This is a genomic window from Leptospira ilyithenensis (assembly GCF_004771005.1).
In the GTDB taxonomy this organism is placed as follows: domain Bacteria; phylum Spirochaetota; class Leptospiria; order Leptospirales; family Leptospiraceae; genus Leptospira_A; species Leptospira_A ilyithenensis.
Genome location: NZ_RQHV01000002.1, coordinates 35,156 through 52,387, shown reverse-complemented (window position 1 = coordinate 52,387; position 17,232 = coordinate 35,156). Strand labels below are relative to the sequence as shown.

The 17,232-nt window shown below is 41.8% G+C and carries 13 protein-coding genes; 5 read left to right on the top strand and 8 right to left on the bottom strand.

Translation table 11 applies throughout. The annotated features are described in order from the left end of the window. Positions 1–33 precede the first annotated feature (33 nt). The 3 genes from EHS11_RS00595 to EHS11_RS00585 all read right to left on the bottom strand — a co-directional run bounded on the left by EHS11_RS00595 (position 34) and on the right by EHS11_RS00585 (position 2,899). Positions 34–657, bottom strand: a complete 624-nt coding sequence (locus EHS11_RS00595; protein WP_135762481.1) for a trimeric intracellular cation channel family protein — start codon at positions 655–657, stop codon at positions 34–36. 20 nt (positions 658–677) lie between these two features. Continuing rightward, positions 678–1,403 (bottom strand): alpha/beta fold hydrolase, encoded by a 726-nt coding sequence (locus tag EHS11_RS00590; protein WP_135762480.1) that lies wholly within the window; start codon positions 1,401–1,403, stop codon positions 678–680. Between the two features lie 245 nt (positions 1,404–1,648). Beyond that, complete coding sequence (locus EHS11_RS00585) at positions 1,649–2,899, bottom strand: C40 family peptidase (protein ID WP_135762479.1); 1,251 nt, start codon at positions 2,897–2,899, stop codon at positions 1,649–1,651. Positions 2,900–3,162: 263 nt separating this feature from the next. On the opposite strand from EHS11_RS00585, the gene EHS11_RS00580 reads away from it, so the two are divergent. From EHS11_RS00580 to EHS11_RS00570, 3 genes are read left to right on the top strand one after another with little or no spacing between them, the layout of a single operon-like run. Next, on the top strand, positions 3,163–3,615 hold the full coding sequence (locus tag EHS11_RS00580) for a Spy/CpxP family protein refolding chaperone (RefSeq protein ID WP_135762478.1): 453 nt from the start codon (positions 3,163–3,165) through the stop codon (positions 3,613–3,615). Positions 3,616–3,618: 3 nt separating this feature from the next. Beyond that, positions 3,619–4,158 (top strand): RNA polymerase sigma factor, encoded by a 540-nt coding sequence (locus EHS11_RS00575; RefSeq protein WP_135762477.1) that lies wholly within the window; start codon positions 3,619–3,621, stop codon positions 4,156–4,158. Next, positions 4,148–4,417: a hypothetical protein gene (locus EHS11_RS00570; RefSeq protein ID WP_135762476.1), complete on the top strand. Its 270-nt coding sequence runs from the start codon at positions 4,148–4,150 to the stop codon at positions 4,415–4,417. The genes EHS11_RS00575 and EHS11_RS00570 overlap by 11 nt, the downstream gene beginning before the upstream one ends. A gap of 5 nt (positions 4,418–4,422) precedes the next feature. On the opposite strand, the gene EHS11_RS00565 is transcribed toward EHS11_RS00570, so the two are convergent. The 3 genes from EHS11_RS00565 to gltB form a co-directional block, all read right to left on the bottom strand. Continuing rightward, positions 4,423–5,436, bottom strand: coding sequence for an LA_0442/LA_0875 N-terminal domain-containing protein (locus EHS11_RS00565; protein WP_246047467.1), 1,014 nt, complete (start codon positions 5,434–5,436; stop codon positions 4,423–4,425). A 220-nt stretch (positions 5,437–5,656) separates the two neighbouring features. Next, complete coding sequence (locus tag EHS11_RS00560; protein WP_135762475.1) at positions 5,657–7,099, bottom strand: glutamate synthase subunit beta; 1,443 nt, start codon at positions 7,097–7,099, stop codon at positions 5,657–5,659. Beyond that, on the bottom strand, positions 7,092–11,675 hold the full coding sequence (gltB, locus tag EHS11_RS00555) for a glutamate synthase large subunit (RefSeq protein ID WP_135762474.1): 4,584 nt from the start codon (positions 11,673–11,675) through the stop codon (positions 7,092–7,094). Before gltB ends, EHS11_RS00560 begins: the two co-directional genes overlap by 8 nt. A 693-nt stretch (positions 11,676–12,368) precedes the next feature. Here gltB and EHS11_RS00550 point away from each other — a divergent pair. Both EHS11_RS00550 and EHS11_RS00545 read left to right on the top strand, forming a co-directional pair. Next, a complete protein-coding gene (locus tag EHS11_RS00550) occupies positions 12,369–13,298 on the top strand; it encodes a TPM domain-containing protein (RefSeq protein ID WP_246047465.1) in 930 nt (309 codons plus the stop codon). A gap of 12 nt (positions 13,299–13,310) precedes the next feature. After that, entirely contained in the window at positions 13,311–15,833 is a 2,523-nt protein-coding gene (locus tag EHS11_RS00545; protein ID WP_135762472.1) for an ATP-binding protein, read from the top strand. 10 nt (positions 15,834–15,843) lie between these two features. On the opposite strand, the gene EHS11_RS00540 is transcribed toward EHS11_RS00545, so the two are convergent. Both EHS11_RS00540 and EHS11_RS00535 read right to left on the bottom strand, forming a co-directional pair. Then, positions 15,844–16,371 carry a shikimate kinase gene (locus EHS11_RS00540; RefSeq protein ID WP_135762471.1) on the bottom strand — a complete coding sequence of 176 codons (528 nt, stop codon included), beginning with the start codon at positions 16,369–16,371 and terminating at the stop codon, positions 15,844–15,846. A 2-nt stretch (positions 16,372–16,373) separates the two neighbouring features. Continuing rightward, the gene (locus tag EHS11_RS00535; protein ID WP_135762470.1) at positions 16,374–17,228 is read right to left on the bottom strand and encodes an HDOD domain-containing protein; all 855 of its coding nucleotides are present in this window, start codon (positions 17,226–17,228) and stop codon (positions 16,374–16,376) included. Positions 17,229–17,232: the final 4 nt, after the last annotated feature.

Genomic DNA, 17,232 nt, shown 5'->3' with positions numbered 1-17,232 from the left:
GAAGCAAAAATTATGTCTCTTTAATTTTTTCGCTTACTGTTTCCTATCCTTTTCCACAAAGACAGGCAAAGAGATTCGATAACGGATGGCTGCCAAACGAACTAAAAAGGTGATCAGGACTCCTCCGCCAAAACTTAAGATCGAATTGAAATCGAGTAGACTTGCAACCAGATAGAAGCTCGCTCCTAAAAAAGCGGCAGTAGCATAAAGGTGGATTTCTTTTCGAAAAACCATCGGAATTTGTCCTAAGAACACATCGCGTAACAGACCACCTACGGTTCCTGTTACAACTCCCATAGTGACTGTGATCAATGGTTTGTTTGTGATAAGAAACGTTTTTTCGGCGCCTATGATGGCGAAAAGTGCAAGCGCCGCTGCATCCGCTATTTGGAAGATCGGTTCGGGGAGGATTTTCCTTTTTCTGGAAACAAAAAATGCGATAAGTGCGGTTAAAAGACTCACAATTAAAAACGCCTCGTCATCGACCCAAAAAATCGGATAAGAACCGAGAACGACATCTCTCACCGTCCCACCGCCAAACGCTGTGACTGCGGAAAGTACGATCACACCGAACAAGTCGATTTGTTTTCCACGGGCAGCGAGTACGCCGCTGAATGCCGCAATGGCAACACCTAATAATTCAAAGCTATATAACACGATTCTCTTTGGTAATTATTTCAAATCATGGTTGTTGCGAAAGAATTTAAAATTGCTGCCAAAGTTTTCGGCTGGCTGAGCATAGGCATATGACCTGATTCCAAATCTATGATATGGTCGGGAGAAAAATGGGAGATCATTCTGTTTTGCGTGGGTATATCGAACTCTTTATCGTTTTCCAACCTAATGTAAAGTCTGGATACATTCGGCAAACCCGCATTGGTACGGGAAAAATAGAGATTTTCGGATTCCGGAGAATAATTTCCTATAATTTCTTCGGCTTGCTCGGAAGTCAGATCTCCACATAATCCATGTTTGATTGACATTTCGGAAGGAAGAGTTCCGAATAATTTCATAACGGTACTGACAATGATCTTGTTTGGATAGGGGAGTGAGGAAACAAAAGAACCTCCTTCTTTGGGAATGGAAGCACTGATCCCGATGAATCCGTTCACTCTGTCTTGAAAATCTTCCGCCAGTCTCAACCCAATGACTCCCCCTATGGAATGAGCTACAATGACCAATTTGGACTTGGTGCGGGAACCGATCTCTATTTGTTTCTTTAAAAAGGAAATATAATCTTCAAACGTAAGTTTTGCGGTATTTGCTTTTTTTGAATCCGGCTTGTTTCGATTCGGAAACTCCAACGCCAATGTCGGATATTTCAATCTGGAAATCACATCTCTCCAGATCCAGGCACCAAGCCCCGCACCGTGAATCAATATGAATTGTGTATCTTGCTGCATAATTTTCGCCTTAATTAACGAATTATAATCCGGTTATATTCCCTGCGTAAACAATATAAAATGGAATCTACCTTGTAAAATGCTCCTTTGCATCCTTATATCCTTCTCTGTAAGTAATTCCACCTGATACTCGATTCTTTGTTCTATGTTCCGATAAGAGTCGAGAAATTACAATTCGTAGAGTCTTTCCAATGCCTCGTCTTTGGTTCCGGGAGTAACGCATCACTTTGTCTTTATCCGACATTCTATTTTACCTTTGAAAAAATTCGCCTTGCACCAGTATATCTGTCCGTCCACCATTTTTCATCCAGACTTTGCACTATCACTCCGCGACTGGAAGACGCATGTGAGAATTTACTTTTTCCCATAGACAGTCCCACGTGAGTGATTTTACTCTGGTTAGGTGACGCAGAAAAAAATACCAAGTCCCCCGCTTTTAAATCGGAACGATTGATCGAATCTCCAATCCGTGCCTGATCGCTTGCCGATCTGGGAAGTAATTTCCCAGGCACACCCAATCGTTCATCGGTCAACACTGATCTTGTAAAGCCGGAACAATCCGTTCCTGATTTGGAAGACCCACCGTATTGATAACGGGTTCCGATCCAATCGGAAACCACGGTTTCCAAACTGCCAATGGAAAGATAACGCCAATCTTTACCTTCCGAGGTATTTGTAATCCCCAGGTCTTCCGCGCTCAGATTCAGTTTGGGTCTTTCTCTGATTTCCAATTGTCCGAGCGACAAAAGTCCTGCATCGACATTTCTTGCTGATACTTGCAACTGTTTGGTGAGTTTTTTGCCTGCTAATTTCCTTAATTCCAATAAATCCTTTTGTAAAGAGGGGAGGCGGTTTACAGTTTCCTGCGAGGAAAAATTTTCACTGAAAACCATGATCAGAGAATTTAAAGCATCATCCGGCAACTGACTCGTTTTAGGCGGAATTTTGGCAGTTAGATTTTTTAAATAAACATCCGTATCCAGTTTTTCCCTTCTGGATAAAATCAAAAGTCTGCCTGCCAAAACCAATGTAAATCCGTCCCATGTCTTTTTTTGACTTTCGAATACCAACTTATCTCGAAATTCGACCGGCAATTCCGCTTCTTCCGATTCTCTGAAAAATTTGGAAACATAAAGAAACTCTTCGTTGGATTTGAAACCGGAGATCAGAGGGAGAAGATCTTCATTTGATTCGAAAGGAATTCCCGCATCCTCGCTTCCCACCATGCGAACCAATGCATTTGCAAACTCTGCAGGGCTTAAATTTTCCATAACCGCCCAAGGTAGGATTTTGGAAGTAAGCTCTTTTATTTTCGGGGAATTGGAGCGATCACCTAACTTTTTTCTGACTTCATTACGGATGAGTAATGTTTGTTGTTTGTTAAAATCATCTTTTAACAAGCCGGAAAAATCTTCGGAATAAAGATTTGTTTTAAAAAATATTAGAATCGAAATAAGAAAAAAAACCATTATCGGTCTTTGGATGGGAATTGGCATGGAATCTCCGGTTTTTTAGTTTAATTCTTCTCTTTAGTTTCGGCAGTTGTTATGAAACATCAAATGAAATGTATTCTGACAAAACTGGTCACCAAAAAAGGAATCAAATAGTCTAATAAAAGCATCTGAAAAGAGCCGTATCATTCGTAAAATTCTGCAAAATTTCCGAATTTTCGATTTAAAATAGAAATAAAAAAAGAATCAGGGAACCGAAACCACGAGGCCAGGGTCGTATGGCACAAAGAAGGAGAGGAAATCCGCAAATGATTACCATCAAAAATTTAAAAAAACCTTTCATCGCAATCCTTATTGCAGGTGTTAGTTTGGGCCTTTTGACAGACTGTGGCAAATTCAAAAGTTTTGAGAAAAGAGTAGAGTGGGTTGCAAACAAACTTACTTCCAAGTTGGATTTGGATGATGCTCAAAAAGCAAAATTGGAATTGATCAAAGCAGAGTTGATTGCCAAACACAAAACCAACAGACCGAAACACGATACTTGGATCGCTGAAATCACTTCTCAGATTCGAAATGAAAAAATCGATACAAAGATTTTGGACAAATTGCACGCAGATCGTGAGACGCAGCATTTGGAAATGAGAAAGTTCTTTCAAACAAAATTGATTGAATTTCATGCGGTTTTGAAACCGGAACAAAGAGCGAAGTTGGCTGATCTAATCAACGAGTTTGCGAAAAAACACAGACCAGACGAAGAGTAAAACTTGGATTTTCAGCCAAACGATCTTTCGGAACGAAATTTCGAAATCATCGTAACCGAAACAAAGTTACTAGTTTTAAAAACGATCGGTGAGACTCTCATCGATCGTTTTGATGAAAGTACGGAAGATGTTCTACAGGAAGTTTATTTTCGTGTTTTCAAAGCATTGAAAAAAAATCAATTTAAAGGAGAAGCCAAACTTTCCACCTGGATTTATACGATCGCAAAAAATGAATCCAATCGAATGAATGCAAAACGCATTCGGGAAGAAGAGAAGGCAAAGAAATATTTGAATAGCGAATTTTATATGGAATTAATCGAAGCGCAAACGGAAAAGATCGAGACTTCTTCGCTCATTTCTTCTATGTTGGATAGTGTTCCTTTCGTTTACAGAAAGGCATTGTCTCTTTATCTGGAAGGCATGTCGATGGACGAGATTGCGAAAGAAATGTCAGTCAAACAGGGAACGGTAAAGTCCCGTTTGTTTCGGGCAAAGATTTGGATTCGGGAAAACCTAATGGGGGAGGTGCCGTATGGAGCGTAAAAAAGTAAAACGTTGGGAAGAATTGACAAACGATCACTCTTTAGAAAAAAGAGTCACTGCCCAAGTAACAAACCGTTTTAAAAAAGAAAGAAAACAAGTGCGAACCATATTAGGTGCGGTTTCGATTTTGTTCTTACTTACAAATACGCTCGTCTTCAACGAACATTTACCCGTCTCCAACGATTTACCACATCATGTAAGTATGTTGGTAGATGAATGGGATACGGGTTATTTGGCTTATCTGGGTCAGGAAGAGTAAATTTTTTAGAAGTGTATTTCGTAACCTAGATTGGTTTTGGTCTCGTATCTTCTTTCCAGTACGGAAGAATAAGGTACGGCATCCAAACGATCCATAGTAGTTCGTAAAAAAAGTTGATTTCCTTGTTTTTCCGGAAGTCCGTCCGCATCTGCTATGTTTTGTTTTGGATGAAAGATAAATGCATCGAAAATATTCCAAATATAAAGAAGCGCGGTCGCACCGCCGATGTATTGCACTTCCCGATAATGTTTTTCCACAGATTCTCTTTGGCCTTTAAAAGGACTCACTTCATTTGCAGTATAAGCTGCTAAAGGATCCGCAGGAGTTGTGGAGACTGTATTTCCTCCGAATGCGGCACGGAGATAACCTGCTTCCGTATAAGGGTTGTCCAGGTTATTGTAATCGTTTTTGGCATTGAGAAAAATTCGATTTCGATCGTAAGTGAAGAAAAGCCCTAGCGCGATCAGAGAAGGATAAAGGATGGCAGGAACTTTTCTACCTTGTTTCCATTGGCCCCAGCCTGGAAGTAATGCGGATCTCCACACAGCTCCCCCACGGGTCAGGTTTTTGCGGCTTTCTGCATCCAACTTGGCTTGTTCCTCGGCTTTCTTTTTACGCTCTGCTTCGTCTTTTGCATTTTGAGCAGCCAAGTCTTTGTCTGATTTTTCTTTGTCAGCGAGTTCTTTTTTGAGACGTTCCGCCTCTTCTTTTTCTTTTTTAAGGCGTTCTTTTTCTGCGTTAGCAAGTGCTTTTGCTTCTTCCGCTTTTCTTAATTTTTCTTCTTCGCCTTCGGCAAGGTGTTCTTTATAAACTACTTTAAGAATATCAGCTTTGGAAACAGTGACAACGCTTCCGTCTTCTTTTTTGATTTTGATCTTGCTTTGATCTTGTTCGACCACCTTTCCTTTGATGACCCCACCTTTTTTTAAAAGGATGTTTTCCGCAGAAAGGGACAAAACGGTAAAAACCGTTAGGAAAATGATTGTGGAAGTTTGTTTATAGTTGAGGATTGATTTCAAGTGACTCTCGGTGTGATTCAGTATTACGTAACTATTATCTTGGTCGGACTAGCCTTACTTAAACTATTTCTTCCAATCATTCACCTTATTTGGGAGCAAGGCAAGAAGTTTTTTACAAGTCATGATCAAGTTGTCACGAACTTGCAGAAATCTTCCTACCCTTGTTATGAGAAAGTTTGCTCTAAATGCGGTCCCAAATGATTGGGAAAAAGCAGAGATTTTAAACCTCTGCCTCTTGTTTAAGAAATTGGTTCACTTGTTCCGCACATTTTCTGCCTTCGGAAATCGCCCAAACAATCAAAGATTGGCCTCTTCTTACATCCCCGCAGGCAAATACTTTAGGAATCGTTGTAACAAAGGATCCGGGTTTTGTTCCGAATTCCGCTTTCACGTTTCCTCTGGCATCTAATTCCAAACCTTGGCTTTGCAGGTCTTGCAATAAACCTTCTTTGATAGGATTCACAAATCCCATGGCAAGTAACACCAATTCTGCGGGCCATTCGAATTCAGTTCCCGGAACCGGAATGAATTTTCCAGCTTCTTCCTTGATTTCCTGTCCGTAGATGGAAGTTACTTCACCTTTTTCATTTCCTTTAAAGCCTAAAGTGGAAATTGCCCATTTACGAACGGCTCCTTCTTCGTGAGAAGAAGACGTTCTTAACATTTTCGGATACAATGGCCAAGGTGTAGAAGGATCTCTGTCTTTCGGAGGCTCGGGAAATAGTTCTATTTGCGTGACGGATTTTGCACCATGTCTATTGGAAGTTCCTACACAATCGGAACCTGTATCTCCGCCGCCGATTACGATTACGTTTTTGTCTTTTGCGGAAATGATTTCCAAATCGTCTCCGGCTACTTTTTTGTTATTTTTGGAAAGGAAGTCCATAGCGAAATGAACTCCTTGGAGCTCCCTGCCGGGAAGTGGCAAATCGCGGGGAACTTCGGAACCGCAAGCAAGGACGATTGCATCAAAATCATCTTGCAGTTCTTTGGTGGTGATGTCCTTACCAACATTTACATTTGTTTTGAAAACAACACCTTCCGCTTCCATTTGTTTCATTCGTTTGTCGATATGCCATTTTTCCATTTTGAAATCCGGGATTCCGTAACGGAGTAGGCCGCCGATTCTATCGCTTTTTTCAAATAAAGTTACTGAATGTCCGGCTCTCGCCAATTGTTGCGCAGCTGCAAGACCTGCAGGTCCCGATCCGACCACTGCTGTTTTTTTGCCTGTTTTATGTGCGGAAGGTTGCGGGATAACCCAGCCTTCTTCCCATGCGCGGTCGATGATGGTTCTTTCTATCGACTTTATGGAAACGGGTGGTTCAATGATTCCCAATGTGCAGGCAGATTCGCAAGGAGCGGGACAAAGTCTTCCCGTAAACTCGGGAAAGTTATTTGTTTTGGAAAGATTTTCCCAAGCCTCTTTCCAACGACCTCTATAAATGAAGTCGTTGAATTCAGGGATCAGGTTGTCTACAGGGCATCCTGTTTCGCCGTGGCAAAAAGGAATTCCGCAATCCATACATCTTGCGCCTTGTTCTTTTACCTTTTCTTCAGGGAAAGGTTTCTCAAACTCTTTGTAGTTTTTGATTCTTTCGCTTGGAGCTATCTTTTGAAGATAATCTTTTTTATATTCTAAAAATCCAGTCGGTTTACCCACGTGCACCCACCCCTTCTTTTTGTCCATTCGCCGAACTAGCGATAGCTTCCTCGGCCATTTTTTCCAAAGCTTTTTTGTAATCTCTTGGAATGATTTTTACAAAACGTGATATTTCTTTGTCCCAGTCGCCGAGTATCAAAGAAGCTCGTTCCGATCCCGTATAATTTTTATGTTTTAGAATCAGGTTTTTAACTTCTTCGATCTCTTTAGCATCTGTTAAAGGGTCTAAGTCTACCATTTCTTTATTGATTTGGGCCTCTATCTTGCCGTCAGGGTTCCAAAGATACGCGATTCCACCTGACATTCCTGCGGCAAAGTTGCGGCCGATACTTCCGAGAACGATCACTCTTCCTCCGGTCATATACTCGCAACCATGGTCTCCGGTTCCTTCTACAACTACGGCTGCTCCTGAGTTCCGAACTGCAAATCTTTCTCCTGCAATCCCGTTCACATAAGCCTCCCCGCTCGTCGCTCCGTAAAAACATGTGTTGCCGATGATTATGTTTTCTTCCGCTTTATAAGGAGCTGTCTTCGGCGTTTCGAAGATTAGCTTACCTCCGCAAAGTCCTTTTCCTACATAGTCGTTTCCTTCACCGGTCAATTTCAAAGTAATCCCTTTGGTTACAAAAGCGGCAAATGCCTGTCCTGCGGTGCCGGTGAAATTGATTTTGATCGTATCTTCGGGAAGTCCGTCGACTCCGTATTTTTTAGTTACTTCGTGAGACAACATGGTTCCGACAGAACGGTTCAGGTTGACGATATTCGATTTGATTTCCACAGGTTGTTTGTGATCCACGGCGGCTCTTGCCTTGCGAATCAATTCGTTATCCATTTGTTCATCCAAGTGGTGGTTTTGTTCTTTGGATCGGAAAAGACCTGTTGGGAAAATCGGAGTAGGTCTGTGCAGAACTTTTGTAAAATCAAGTCCACGTGCTTTCCAATGATGTTGTGGTCTTTTGAATTTGATTTTCTCCACTTGGCCGATCATCTCTTCAAAAGTCCTGAACCCCAGTTTTGCCATGATTTCCCTCACTTCTTCAGCAACAAAACCCATAAAGTTCACAACATATTCCGGTTTGCCTGTGAATTTGTTTCTTAAAAATTCATCTTGAGTGGCAACTCCGACAGGGCAGGTGTTGAGATGGCATTTGCGCATCATGATGCAACCTACTGCTACAAGGGCTGAGGTGGAAAATCCGAATTCTTCCGCACCGAGTAACGCGCCTACTACGACATCTTTTCCCGTAAGCAGTTTGCCGTCTACTGCAAGATAAACCCTATCCCTGAGTCCGTTTGCAACAAGTGTTTGGTGGGTTTCGGAAAGTCCCAATTCCCAAGGAGTTCCTGCGTGGTGGATGGAAGAAATGGGACTTGCCCCGGTTCCTCCTTCATGGCCTGCAATCAGGATATGATCCGCTTTCGCTTTTGCCACACCCGCCGCAACAGTACCCACTCCGGTTTCCGATACGAGTTTTACGGAAACTCTGGCTCTCGGGTTCGAGTTTTTCAAATCAAAGATCAATTGTTTCAAATCTTCGATGGAATAAATATCATGGTGAGGAGGAGGGGAGATCAACGTCACACCGGGGGTTGCATAACGAAGTCCGCCGATGTATTTGTCCACCTTATGCCCGGGGAGTTGTCCGCCTTCTCCCGGTTTTGCGCCCTGTGCCAATTTGATCTGGAGGTCATCAGCATTGGTGAGGTATTCCATTGTAACACCAAACCGAGCTGAGGCGACTTGCTTGATCGCTGATCGCATCGAATCTCCGTTCGGAAGAGTTTTGAATCGAACAGGGTCTTCTCCGCCTTCTCCCGTATTGGATTTTGCACCGATTCGGTTCATTGCGATGGCAAGAGTCGTATGTGCTTCCCAGGAAATGGATCCGTGGCTCATCGCTCCCGTTTGAAATCTTTTGAGAATGGATTTTACGGATTCCACTTCTTCCAAAGGAATTGCATTTGAGTTTTCAAAATCCAGATTGAACAAACTTCTGAGAGTGATGGCTTTTTCGTTTTGGTTGTCGATTAAGCTTGAGAACTCTTTGAAAGTTTTGTAATCATTGTCCCTTGTTGCTTTTTGCAATTTATGAACCGTAGTAGGGGTATAAAGATGAGTATCTCCGTTTTTGCGGAAATAATGAACTCCACCCGGCTCCAGGTTATTGGGAAAATATGTCGGGTCATAAGCGGATCTGTGTCTTCGAACCGTTTCTTCTTCCAACATTTCCAAAGAAAGTCCTTCGATTCTGGTCGGAGTTCCTGCAAAATATCCGTTCACTAGTTCTGAGTCAAGGCCGATCGCTTCAAAGATCTGCGCCCCACAATATGATTGTAATGTGGAGATCCCCATTTTGGAAAAAACTTTGAAAAGTCCTTTCCCTATGGATTTGATATAATTCTTTTTTGCTGTTTTATAATCAGAGACTTCCGGCAACAAACCTTGTTGGCTGAGGTCCGCCAAAGTTTCGAAAGCTAAGTAAGGATTGATTGCGTTTGCACCAAAACCGCATAACAAGGCGAAGTGGGCAACTTCTCTCGGTTCCCCGGATTCCAAAACGATTCCCACTTTGGTTCTGAGTCCTTCACGGATTAAAAAGTGATGAAGTCCTGCGACTGCCAAAAGAGAAGGAATAGCGGTTCTTTTCTCATTCGCTCCATGGTCGGTTAGGATGATCAGATTGACACCGGATTCACGAACCGCTTTCGCAGCATCCTTGCAAACCCGATCGAGAGAGTTTCTCATATCGTGTTTTTTGGAAGGATCGAATAGGATCTCGAAAGTTTTGGATTTGAAATGACCTTCGCTGATCTGTTTGATCTTTTCAAAATCCTCATTGGTAAGAATCGGATGTTCCAACTCCAATCTATGCGCATGTTCCGGTTGTTCGTCGAGAAGGTTTCCTTCCGGTCCGATATAGGTAGTGAGTTCCATCACCAATTCTTCCCGGATCGGATCGATCGGAGGGTTTGTCACTTGAGCGAAGTTTTGTTTGAAATATCGAAAGAGCGGTTGTGATTTTTCGCTGAGGACAGCGAGCGCCGAGTCCACACCCATGGAACCCGTAGGTTCTTCTCCCGCCACTCCCATCGGTTTTATGATGGTGAATACGTCTTCATGAGTATAACCGAACGCTCTTTGACGTTCCAAAATGCTTTCGTGTTGCGGCTGTTTTACGTTCTCGGGATCAGGAAGAGAATGAAGACGAATCATATTCTCATCCACCCATTTTTTATAAGGTTTTTGAGTGGAGATTTGTTTTTTGATTTCTTCATCGTCCAGGATCTGACCTTTCTCCATATCGATAAGAAGCATTCTTCCCGGGCGGAGTCTATCTTGTTTGAGGATATGTTCAGGAGGGAGATTTAATACTCCCGCTTCGGAGGACATGATGACTTCATCGTCTTTTGTTACGATAAAACGGGCAGGGCGTAAACCGTTCCTGTCCAGAGTCGCACCAATGATTCTTCCGTCCGTAAATGCGATTGCTGCCGGTCCGTCCCAAGGTTCCATGATAGTAGCATGATATTCGTAAAATGCGCGTTTGTCGGCATCCATTGCTTTGTTTTTCGACCAGGCTTCCGGAATCATCATCATGACTGCGTGAGGAAGACTTCTTCCTCCCATCACAAGAAGTTCCAATACTGTATCGAATGTAGCAGTATCGGACTGGCCTTCCATTACGATAGGAAGCATTCGTTTCAATTCTTCCCCGTAAATAGGGGATTCCATCACCATTTGTCTTGCCGCCATCCAGTTCATATTTCCGCGAAGGGTATTGATCTCTCCGTTATGGGCAATCAGCCTGTATGGGTGCGCCAAGTCCCAAGTGGGAAATGTGTTAGTTGAGAAACGGGTATGAGTCAGACAGAAAGCGGATTTCAGATCAGGATCTTTCAGATCCTCATAGAATTTTTTAACCTGATCTCCGAGTAACATTCCTTTATAAACGATTGTTTTGGAAGAGAAACTGGGAACATAGTATTGGGAACGGTCCAGTTTGTATTCCGCCCGAATCCTTCTATCTATGAGTCTCCTGATCAGGAATACTTTTCTTTCGAACTCGTCACTGGTTTTGATTTTTTTTGATTTTTTGGCAAAGAAAACCTGTTTGAAGACGGGGAGTGTTTTTAATGCGACTATACCCGCATAATTTGTATTAATTGGAACTTCGCGAAAACCTAAAAATTCCTCACCTTCATCGACGATGATCTTTTCGATTACGTTTTCGAGTGCTTCCCGCACATCTTTGTTCTGGGGTAAAAATAAAACTCCTACTGCATAATCGCCTTCTTTAGGCAATTTGAAAGGAAGTACCTTTCTGAAAAAGGCATCGGGGATATTGATCATGATCCCGGCACCGTCTCCCGTCTTAGGATCGGCCCCTTCGGCCCCTCTGTGCTCCAGATTGCACATAAGACGGATTCCCTTGTCCACGATATCTCGTGAGCGTACTCCTTTGTAATTGGCGATAAAGCCGACACCGCAGGAATCTTTGTCCAGGGCGGGGTCGTACATGCCTTGCGCTTGTGGTCCTAGAGGAGGGAGTGTAAATGGATTTCTTTCTGTGTGCATGAGTATCCTATCCTAAAGCAAGTAATGTACCTTGTTTTTGAAAAAGGGTTAAGCGTCCAATCCTTTTAAAAGTAGCATATTGTGAGACTTTTACGCAATTTCAAAATTCTTGAAATGTATTCATATGGAACATTATGTACATTTTTAGGTAAATATGCCTGCATATAACACATTTTTCGGGTTTTTATTTTAAGGCAAAAAAGCGAAAATATAAGGCAGTTGTGTACGCAAGCGGCAGATCGCTTAGATTCCAATTCTCCTGTTTCCTCTTTTGCCCTATGATGTTTTTCGGGCCGGTAGGAGGGTTTCTAGGTCTCCTTTGTCTTTTTTCTTCGCAAAGTTCTAAAGCTTTTGGATAAGTTTCCCATTTAAGAAAGCTTATCATTCGAAGTGGCAGTTGCACTTCGGTACGGAAGGTAAATCCGTTCTTGTGTTCCAAATTGATTGTGTTTTTGTCAGAGTTTGTTTCAGAAGTTGTAGTATAAGATTTCCGATTTTGCCGCATAATGATAGATAGAGTTTGGGGATTTGTAAGAATCGTAGCATAAAGAATTAAAGGGTAAAAAACTAACGAAAGTAAATAGAGTGAAGTGCTGTACTTGGTTTTTATCAAGTGAACGAAAGGCAAATAATCCTGTAAAAACTTCACTTCCATTGATAAAAAAGAACTTTATTCTTAGAGGAATGTCAACTATGCTATTTCCGATGCCAATTCGATTCAGCATATTATTTACCCTTTTCTTTTCTTCGATTGTGGCAAAAGAAATTCCGAATTTAGTGAGAAGAGTTACGGCGGAACCGGGTATTCTTTCCTCGGCTTTTCAAGAGAAAATGGAAGGAATTCTTGCAGACCATGAAAAAAAATCCACGAACCAGATTGCAATCCTCGCCATACACTCACTAGAAGGTGAAAATCCGGAAGAATACGGTATCAAAGTCGCCGAAGAATGGGCATTAGGTCAAAAAGGGAAGGACAACGGAGTTTTGATTCTTCTTTCTTTGGATGATAGAAAGGTCAGGATTGAAGTCGGTTACGGTTTGGAAGGAACTTTAACGGACGTTTATTGCAATCGGGTGATTCAGAACACTATGGTTCCTTTTTTCAGGGATGGAAATTACGAAGAGGGTTTGGAAAAAGGCATATTCGAAATCATTCGGGTATTGGAAACGGGAGAAGTTCCGGCAGAACCCACAGCATGGGATAAGTTTAGAAAGTTTCGCGGTATTGGTGAAAAAGAAGGATTCTTTTTGTATATCTTGGGAATTCTATTTGTAAGTATCATATTTATCTTTGCCTTTATCGGGGCATTTCATAGAGACATTAAAGGTGTGGGATTATTCTTTTTTCTTTTGATTTTTTTTCAATGGTTGCCTACCATGTTTTACGGATTTTGGGGGTGGGCGGTTTGCAACGTTATTTATCTGATAGGGTTTCCGTTTATTCGTCTAACAAGAAATCGATTTTCAGGAATCAAACGACTTTCCGATAAAGTGACCGGCAATATTTATTACAGTGAGGGGAGCGGGGGTTGGAGTTCAGGCGGTAGCGGCTCTTCGCGCGGTGGCGGATTCAGCGGAGGAGGAGGAAGTTTTGGTGGAGGCGGTTCTAGTGGTAGTTGGTAAGTAAGGGGTTGTATGCAGATTGATTACGAAAAAAGATATTTAGCATTGCTTGATGCCATAACCCGAGCACAGTCCACTTTTATCTCCAGCGATCACCAAGACGCATTTCAACAATTATTGAAAGATCTTTTGCTTTTGACTGAAAGTGAATTCGGTCTGATCGGGGAAGTACTGTTCAACGCCGCAGGAGAACCTTATCTCAAAGCACATTCCATTTCCGACATTTCTTGGGGTCATACTGAAAATGAAGTCATCGAAAATTCCGATAAGATCAAAGATTTCGAATTTTCCAATTTGGAAACTTTATTCGAACATGCATTGTTTACGGGAGAGCCGATTCTTTTTAATCAAACATTCACGGAAAACGCAAAACCTATCCCGGGTTTTTCTCCTCCTCATTCTTTTTTGGGACTTCCTATCCGGCATTTGGGAAAAATCACGGCTCTTGTTTGCATCGCAAATAAAAAAGGCGGCTACGAAGAATCAATAGCAAAGTTTCTGGAACCTCTATTATTAACAATCGGGCAATTAATCGAAGCTAGGCGTTCTCAAAATATCAGAAAAATCGCAGAAGAAGCATATAAACAAAGTACGGAGCGGTTTGAAAGAATGGCTAATACCATTCCATTTGTTTTATACGACTACATTATGCATAAAAACGGACAAAGCGAGTTTTTATACCTTAGCCCCAGGTGTTTCGATTTTTTTGAAGTGGACGCTTCTCAAATGCAGAACGATTTTAAATTGTTTTTCAAGATGGTTCATCCTCATGACAGAGCCAAACTGAGATCAGGCGTTTTTCGAATCGGAAGAAAGAGTACTCAATTCGATGTGGAACTTCGTATGATCCCTCCTTCCGGAAAGCTTAAGTGGATTCAGTTGTCTTCTTTGCCAAGTACCACCAGATCCAATGAGTCCGTCATTTGGAGCGGATATATGTTGGATATTACCGATAGGAAAAATTCGGAAGAGGCTATCAAGGAATCGGAAGCAAAGCTAACTGCCTTTGTTCAATATGCTCCGGCGGCGGTAGCGATGATGGACAACCAAATGCGGTACATTGCATGTTCCGAAAGATGGAAAGTGGATTACGGTTTGGTAGATCGTGACATTATCGGGTTTTCCCATTATGAAATATTTCCCGAGATATCGCAGGAATGGAAGGAAATCCATAAGCGTTGTTTGGCGGGAATTACGGATCGGCGTGATGAAGATCCATTTTACCGTTTGAATGGCAATATCCAATGGCTAAAATGGGAAGTACGCCCTTGGACTACACCTAACGGTAGTATCGGTGGTATGGTGATGTACACTGAAAACATCACGGAACGAAAACAGGCGGAAATAGAATTAAAACAAGCAAAGGAGCAGGCGGAGTTTGCAAGCAATGCGAAAACCGAATTTTTAGCAAACATGTCTCATGAGATCAGAACTCCTCTGAACGGAGTCATCGGATTTGCAGACCTTATGATGCAGACTCATCTTAGCGAAGTTCAAAAATCCTATATGGAGAATGTGTCCACTTCTGCGCGTTCCCTTATGGATGTGATTTCCGATATTTTGGATTTTTCCAAAATCGAGGCGGGAAAACTGGAATTATACGAAATAGAAACCGACCTCCTTGATTTAATCACTTCATCCGTTTCCATACTCGCCTTACAGGCAAAAGCGAAGGGGATTCAGATGACCATTCATCTCCCCAAAGAACCGATCTTTGTGTTAGTAGACCAGATCCGTCTCAAACAAGTACTACTTAATTTATTCAGCAATGCCATCAAATTTACAAGCAAGGGAGCAATTGAATTCACTTTGAAGCGTATTGAAGGAGATATTCCTCCTATCAATGAATTCGTATTTTCCATCAAGGATACAGGAATCGGAATTTCGAGAGAGAACCAATCCAGGCTATTCCAAGCATTCAGCCAAGGAGACGCATCCACTACCAAAAAATATGGAGGAACAGGGCTCGGACTTGTGATTTCGGAAAAAATTTTAAATCAGATGGGAGCTTCACTTCATTTGGTAAGTACTCCCGACCTAGGGAGTACATTCAGTTTTAGTTTGTTTTTACCTTTCGCTTCTCAATCGAAAGCCAAGTGGGGAACGCAGGAAACTGTGCAAACTGCCGGTTTCATTACCGACTGGGATTCGTTAGTGGAACCACCGCTGCTTATGATTGTTGAAGATAATTCGGTTAATATGCAGTTGACAAAAGTTTTGGTATCCAGACTTATTCCTGATGCGAAAATTCTAGAAGCAAAAAACGGTACGGAGGCGGTAGCAGAGTACAAACGTTCTTTGCCTAAAATCATATTGATGGACATTCAAATGCCGCAGATGGACGGTTATACGGCGACGAAGGAAATCCGTGAATTTGAAAAAGAAAGGAATTTGTCTGCAACCATTATCGCTCTTACCGCAGGTGTTGTTAAGGGTGAAAAGGAAAAATGTTTGAGTTCCGGAATGAATGATTTTTTAACCAAACCCTTAGATAGAAGCGCTTTGAAACAAATATTGTTTCAATATTTGTCTTGAAATCTTAAATCTAAATGCCCAACCAATCTTTGATTTTATCCGCAGCTTCTTCTTTGGAAAGGTTGCTTATATTCAATTTGTAATGAGCGGCATTTTCATAAATAGGGAGCCGCTTTTTCAAAATTTCAGAATAGGCTTTGTTTTTAGCTAGATCGGGCCTTGTTTTGTCACCTTCCACTTTGTCCAAAAGCTCTTTAAAATCTCTTTCTAAAAGTATGATTCTTCCCAGTTTTTTTAGAATCTGTAATTTCCTTTCGCTTGGAATTTCATTGCCATTTGCATCCAAATCGAAGAGAATTCCTCCCCCGCAATCCAGTATGATTCCGTCTGCATTTTCCAATTTTTGAAGAATGGAATATTCCAGATCTCTGAAAGTTTTCCAGTCATTGTTTTCAATGTATTTGGGAATGGGCATTCCGCCGTTTTCATATACGATGATGGAATCCGTAGAAACAACCGGATAATCAATTCGTTTGGAAAGTGTACGGGAAACTTTGGATTTTCCGGCACCTCTCGGGCCGATGAAAATAATATTCATCCTTAAACGTTCAAAAGATCGGCAAGGCCTGCCTGTAAATCGGGGATATGTAAAAAATAATTTTCAATATCAGCATCTGTAATTCCCGTTAGGCTAAGTGCCAAAGGAGAAATAGGAACAGACTCTCCGCCGATATCAATTCCAATCCCTGAAACAATGATAATGATACTGGCGATATGGACGACGCTTGTTAATAGCTGATTGACTTTTGAATTTTCCGGATTGAGGTAGTTTGCGACAACATCCACGAGTTCCGGCGGGAAATTCCACTTGTTCAGTAGATTTTCCGAAACTTCCATATGAGTATAACCGAAGTATTTCTTTTCCAAGGTAGGAAAAGGTTCCTTGTTTTCTTTCAGTTCATTTTTCAATTGAAATAGAACCGGTTGAAAGAATTGGGAAAGTACTATTTTCCCCACACTGCACAGAAGACCGGAAGTAAATGCCAGATCCTTATCAATCGGTAGTTTTTTGCTTTGAACGATTCGGCTGGACATTTCTGCGACAAGGAGGGAAGCGCTCCAAAGTTGGGCGGCTTCCAATTGGTAGCTATGTAAGTCCTGAGCAAGAATACCTTTAGCGGCTGTTAGTAGGACAATTTCTTTGACAGTTTTTGTTCCTAATGTCATCAGGGCTTCAGAAACTGTGCGGATGGGTTTGGAGGCTCTATAGTATGCTGAATTGGAAATTTTGATTACGGATGCAGTGATGGCCGGGTCTTTGGAAATTTCGGAAGCAAGTTCATTGATGTTCACATCCGGATTTTGTAATTTTTCCAGAACCTTCGATACGACTGACGAAATCGCAGGAAGTTTGTTCACATCTCTTAGTACTTCGTCTACTTTTTCCTTTAACATGGTC

What these genes read in the sequence shown, in the direction of transcription:
- EHS11_RS00590 (WP_135762480.1), bottom strand. Translation starts at nt 1,403, where the DNA reads ATGCAGCAAGATACACAATTCATATTGATTCACGGTGCGGGGCTTGGT.
- EHS11_RS00585 (WP_135762479.1), bottom strand. Translation starts at nt 2,899, where the DNA reads ATGCCAATTCCCATCCAAAGACCGATAATGGTTTTTTTTCTTATTTCG.
- EHS11_RS00580 (WP_135762478.1), top strand. Translation starts at nt 3,163, where the DNA reads ATGATTACCATCAAAAATTTAAAAAAACCTTTCATCGCAATCCTTATT.
- EHS11_RS00570 (WP_135762476.1), top strand. Translation starts at nt 4,148, where the DNA reads ATGGAGCGTAAAAAAGTAAAACGTTGGGAAGAATTGACAAACGATCAC.
- gltB (WP_135762474.1), bottom strand. Translation starts at nt 11,675, where the DNA reads ATGCACACAGAAAGAAATCCATTTACACTCCCTCCTCTAGGACCACAA.
- EHS11_RS00550 (WP_246047465.1), top strand. Translation starts at nt 12,369, where the DNA reads ATGCTATTTCCGATGCCAATTCGATTCAGCATATTATTTACCCTTTTC.
- EHS11_RS00545 (WP_135762472.1), top strand. Translation starts at nt 13,311, where the DNA reads ATGCAGATTGATTACGAAAAAAGATATTTAGCATTGCTTGATGCCATA.
- EHS11_RS00540 (WP_135762471.1), bottom strand. Translation starts at nt 16,371, where the DNA reads ATGAATATTATTTTCATCGGCCCGAGAGGTGCCGGAAAATCCAAAGTT.
- EHS11_RS00535 (WP_135762470.1), bottom strand. Translation starts at nt 17,228, where the DNA reads ATGTTAAAGGAAAAAGTAGACGAAGTACTAAGAGATGTGAACAAACTT.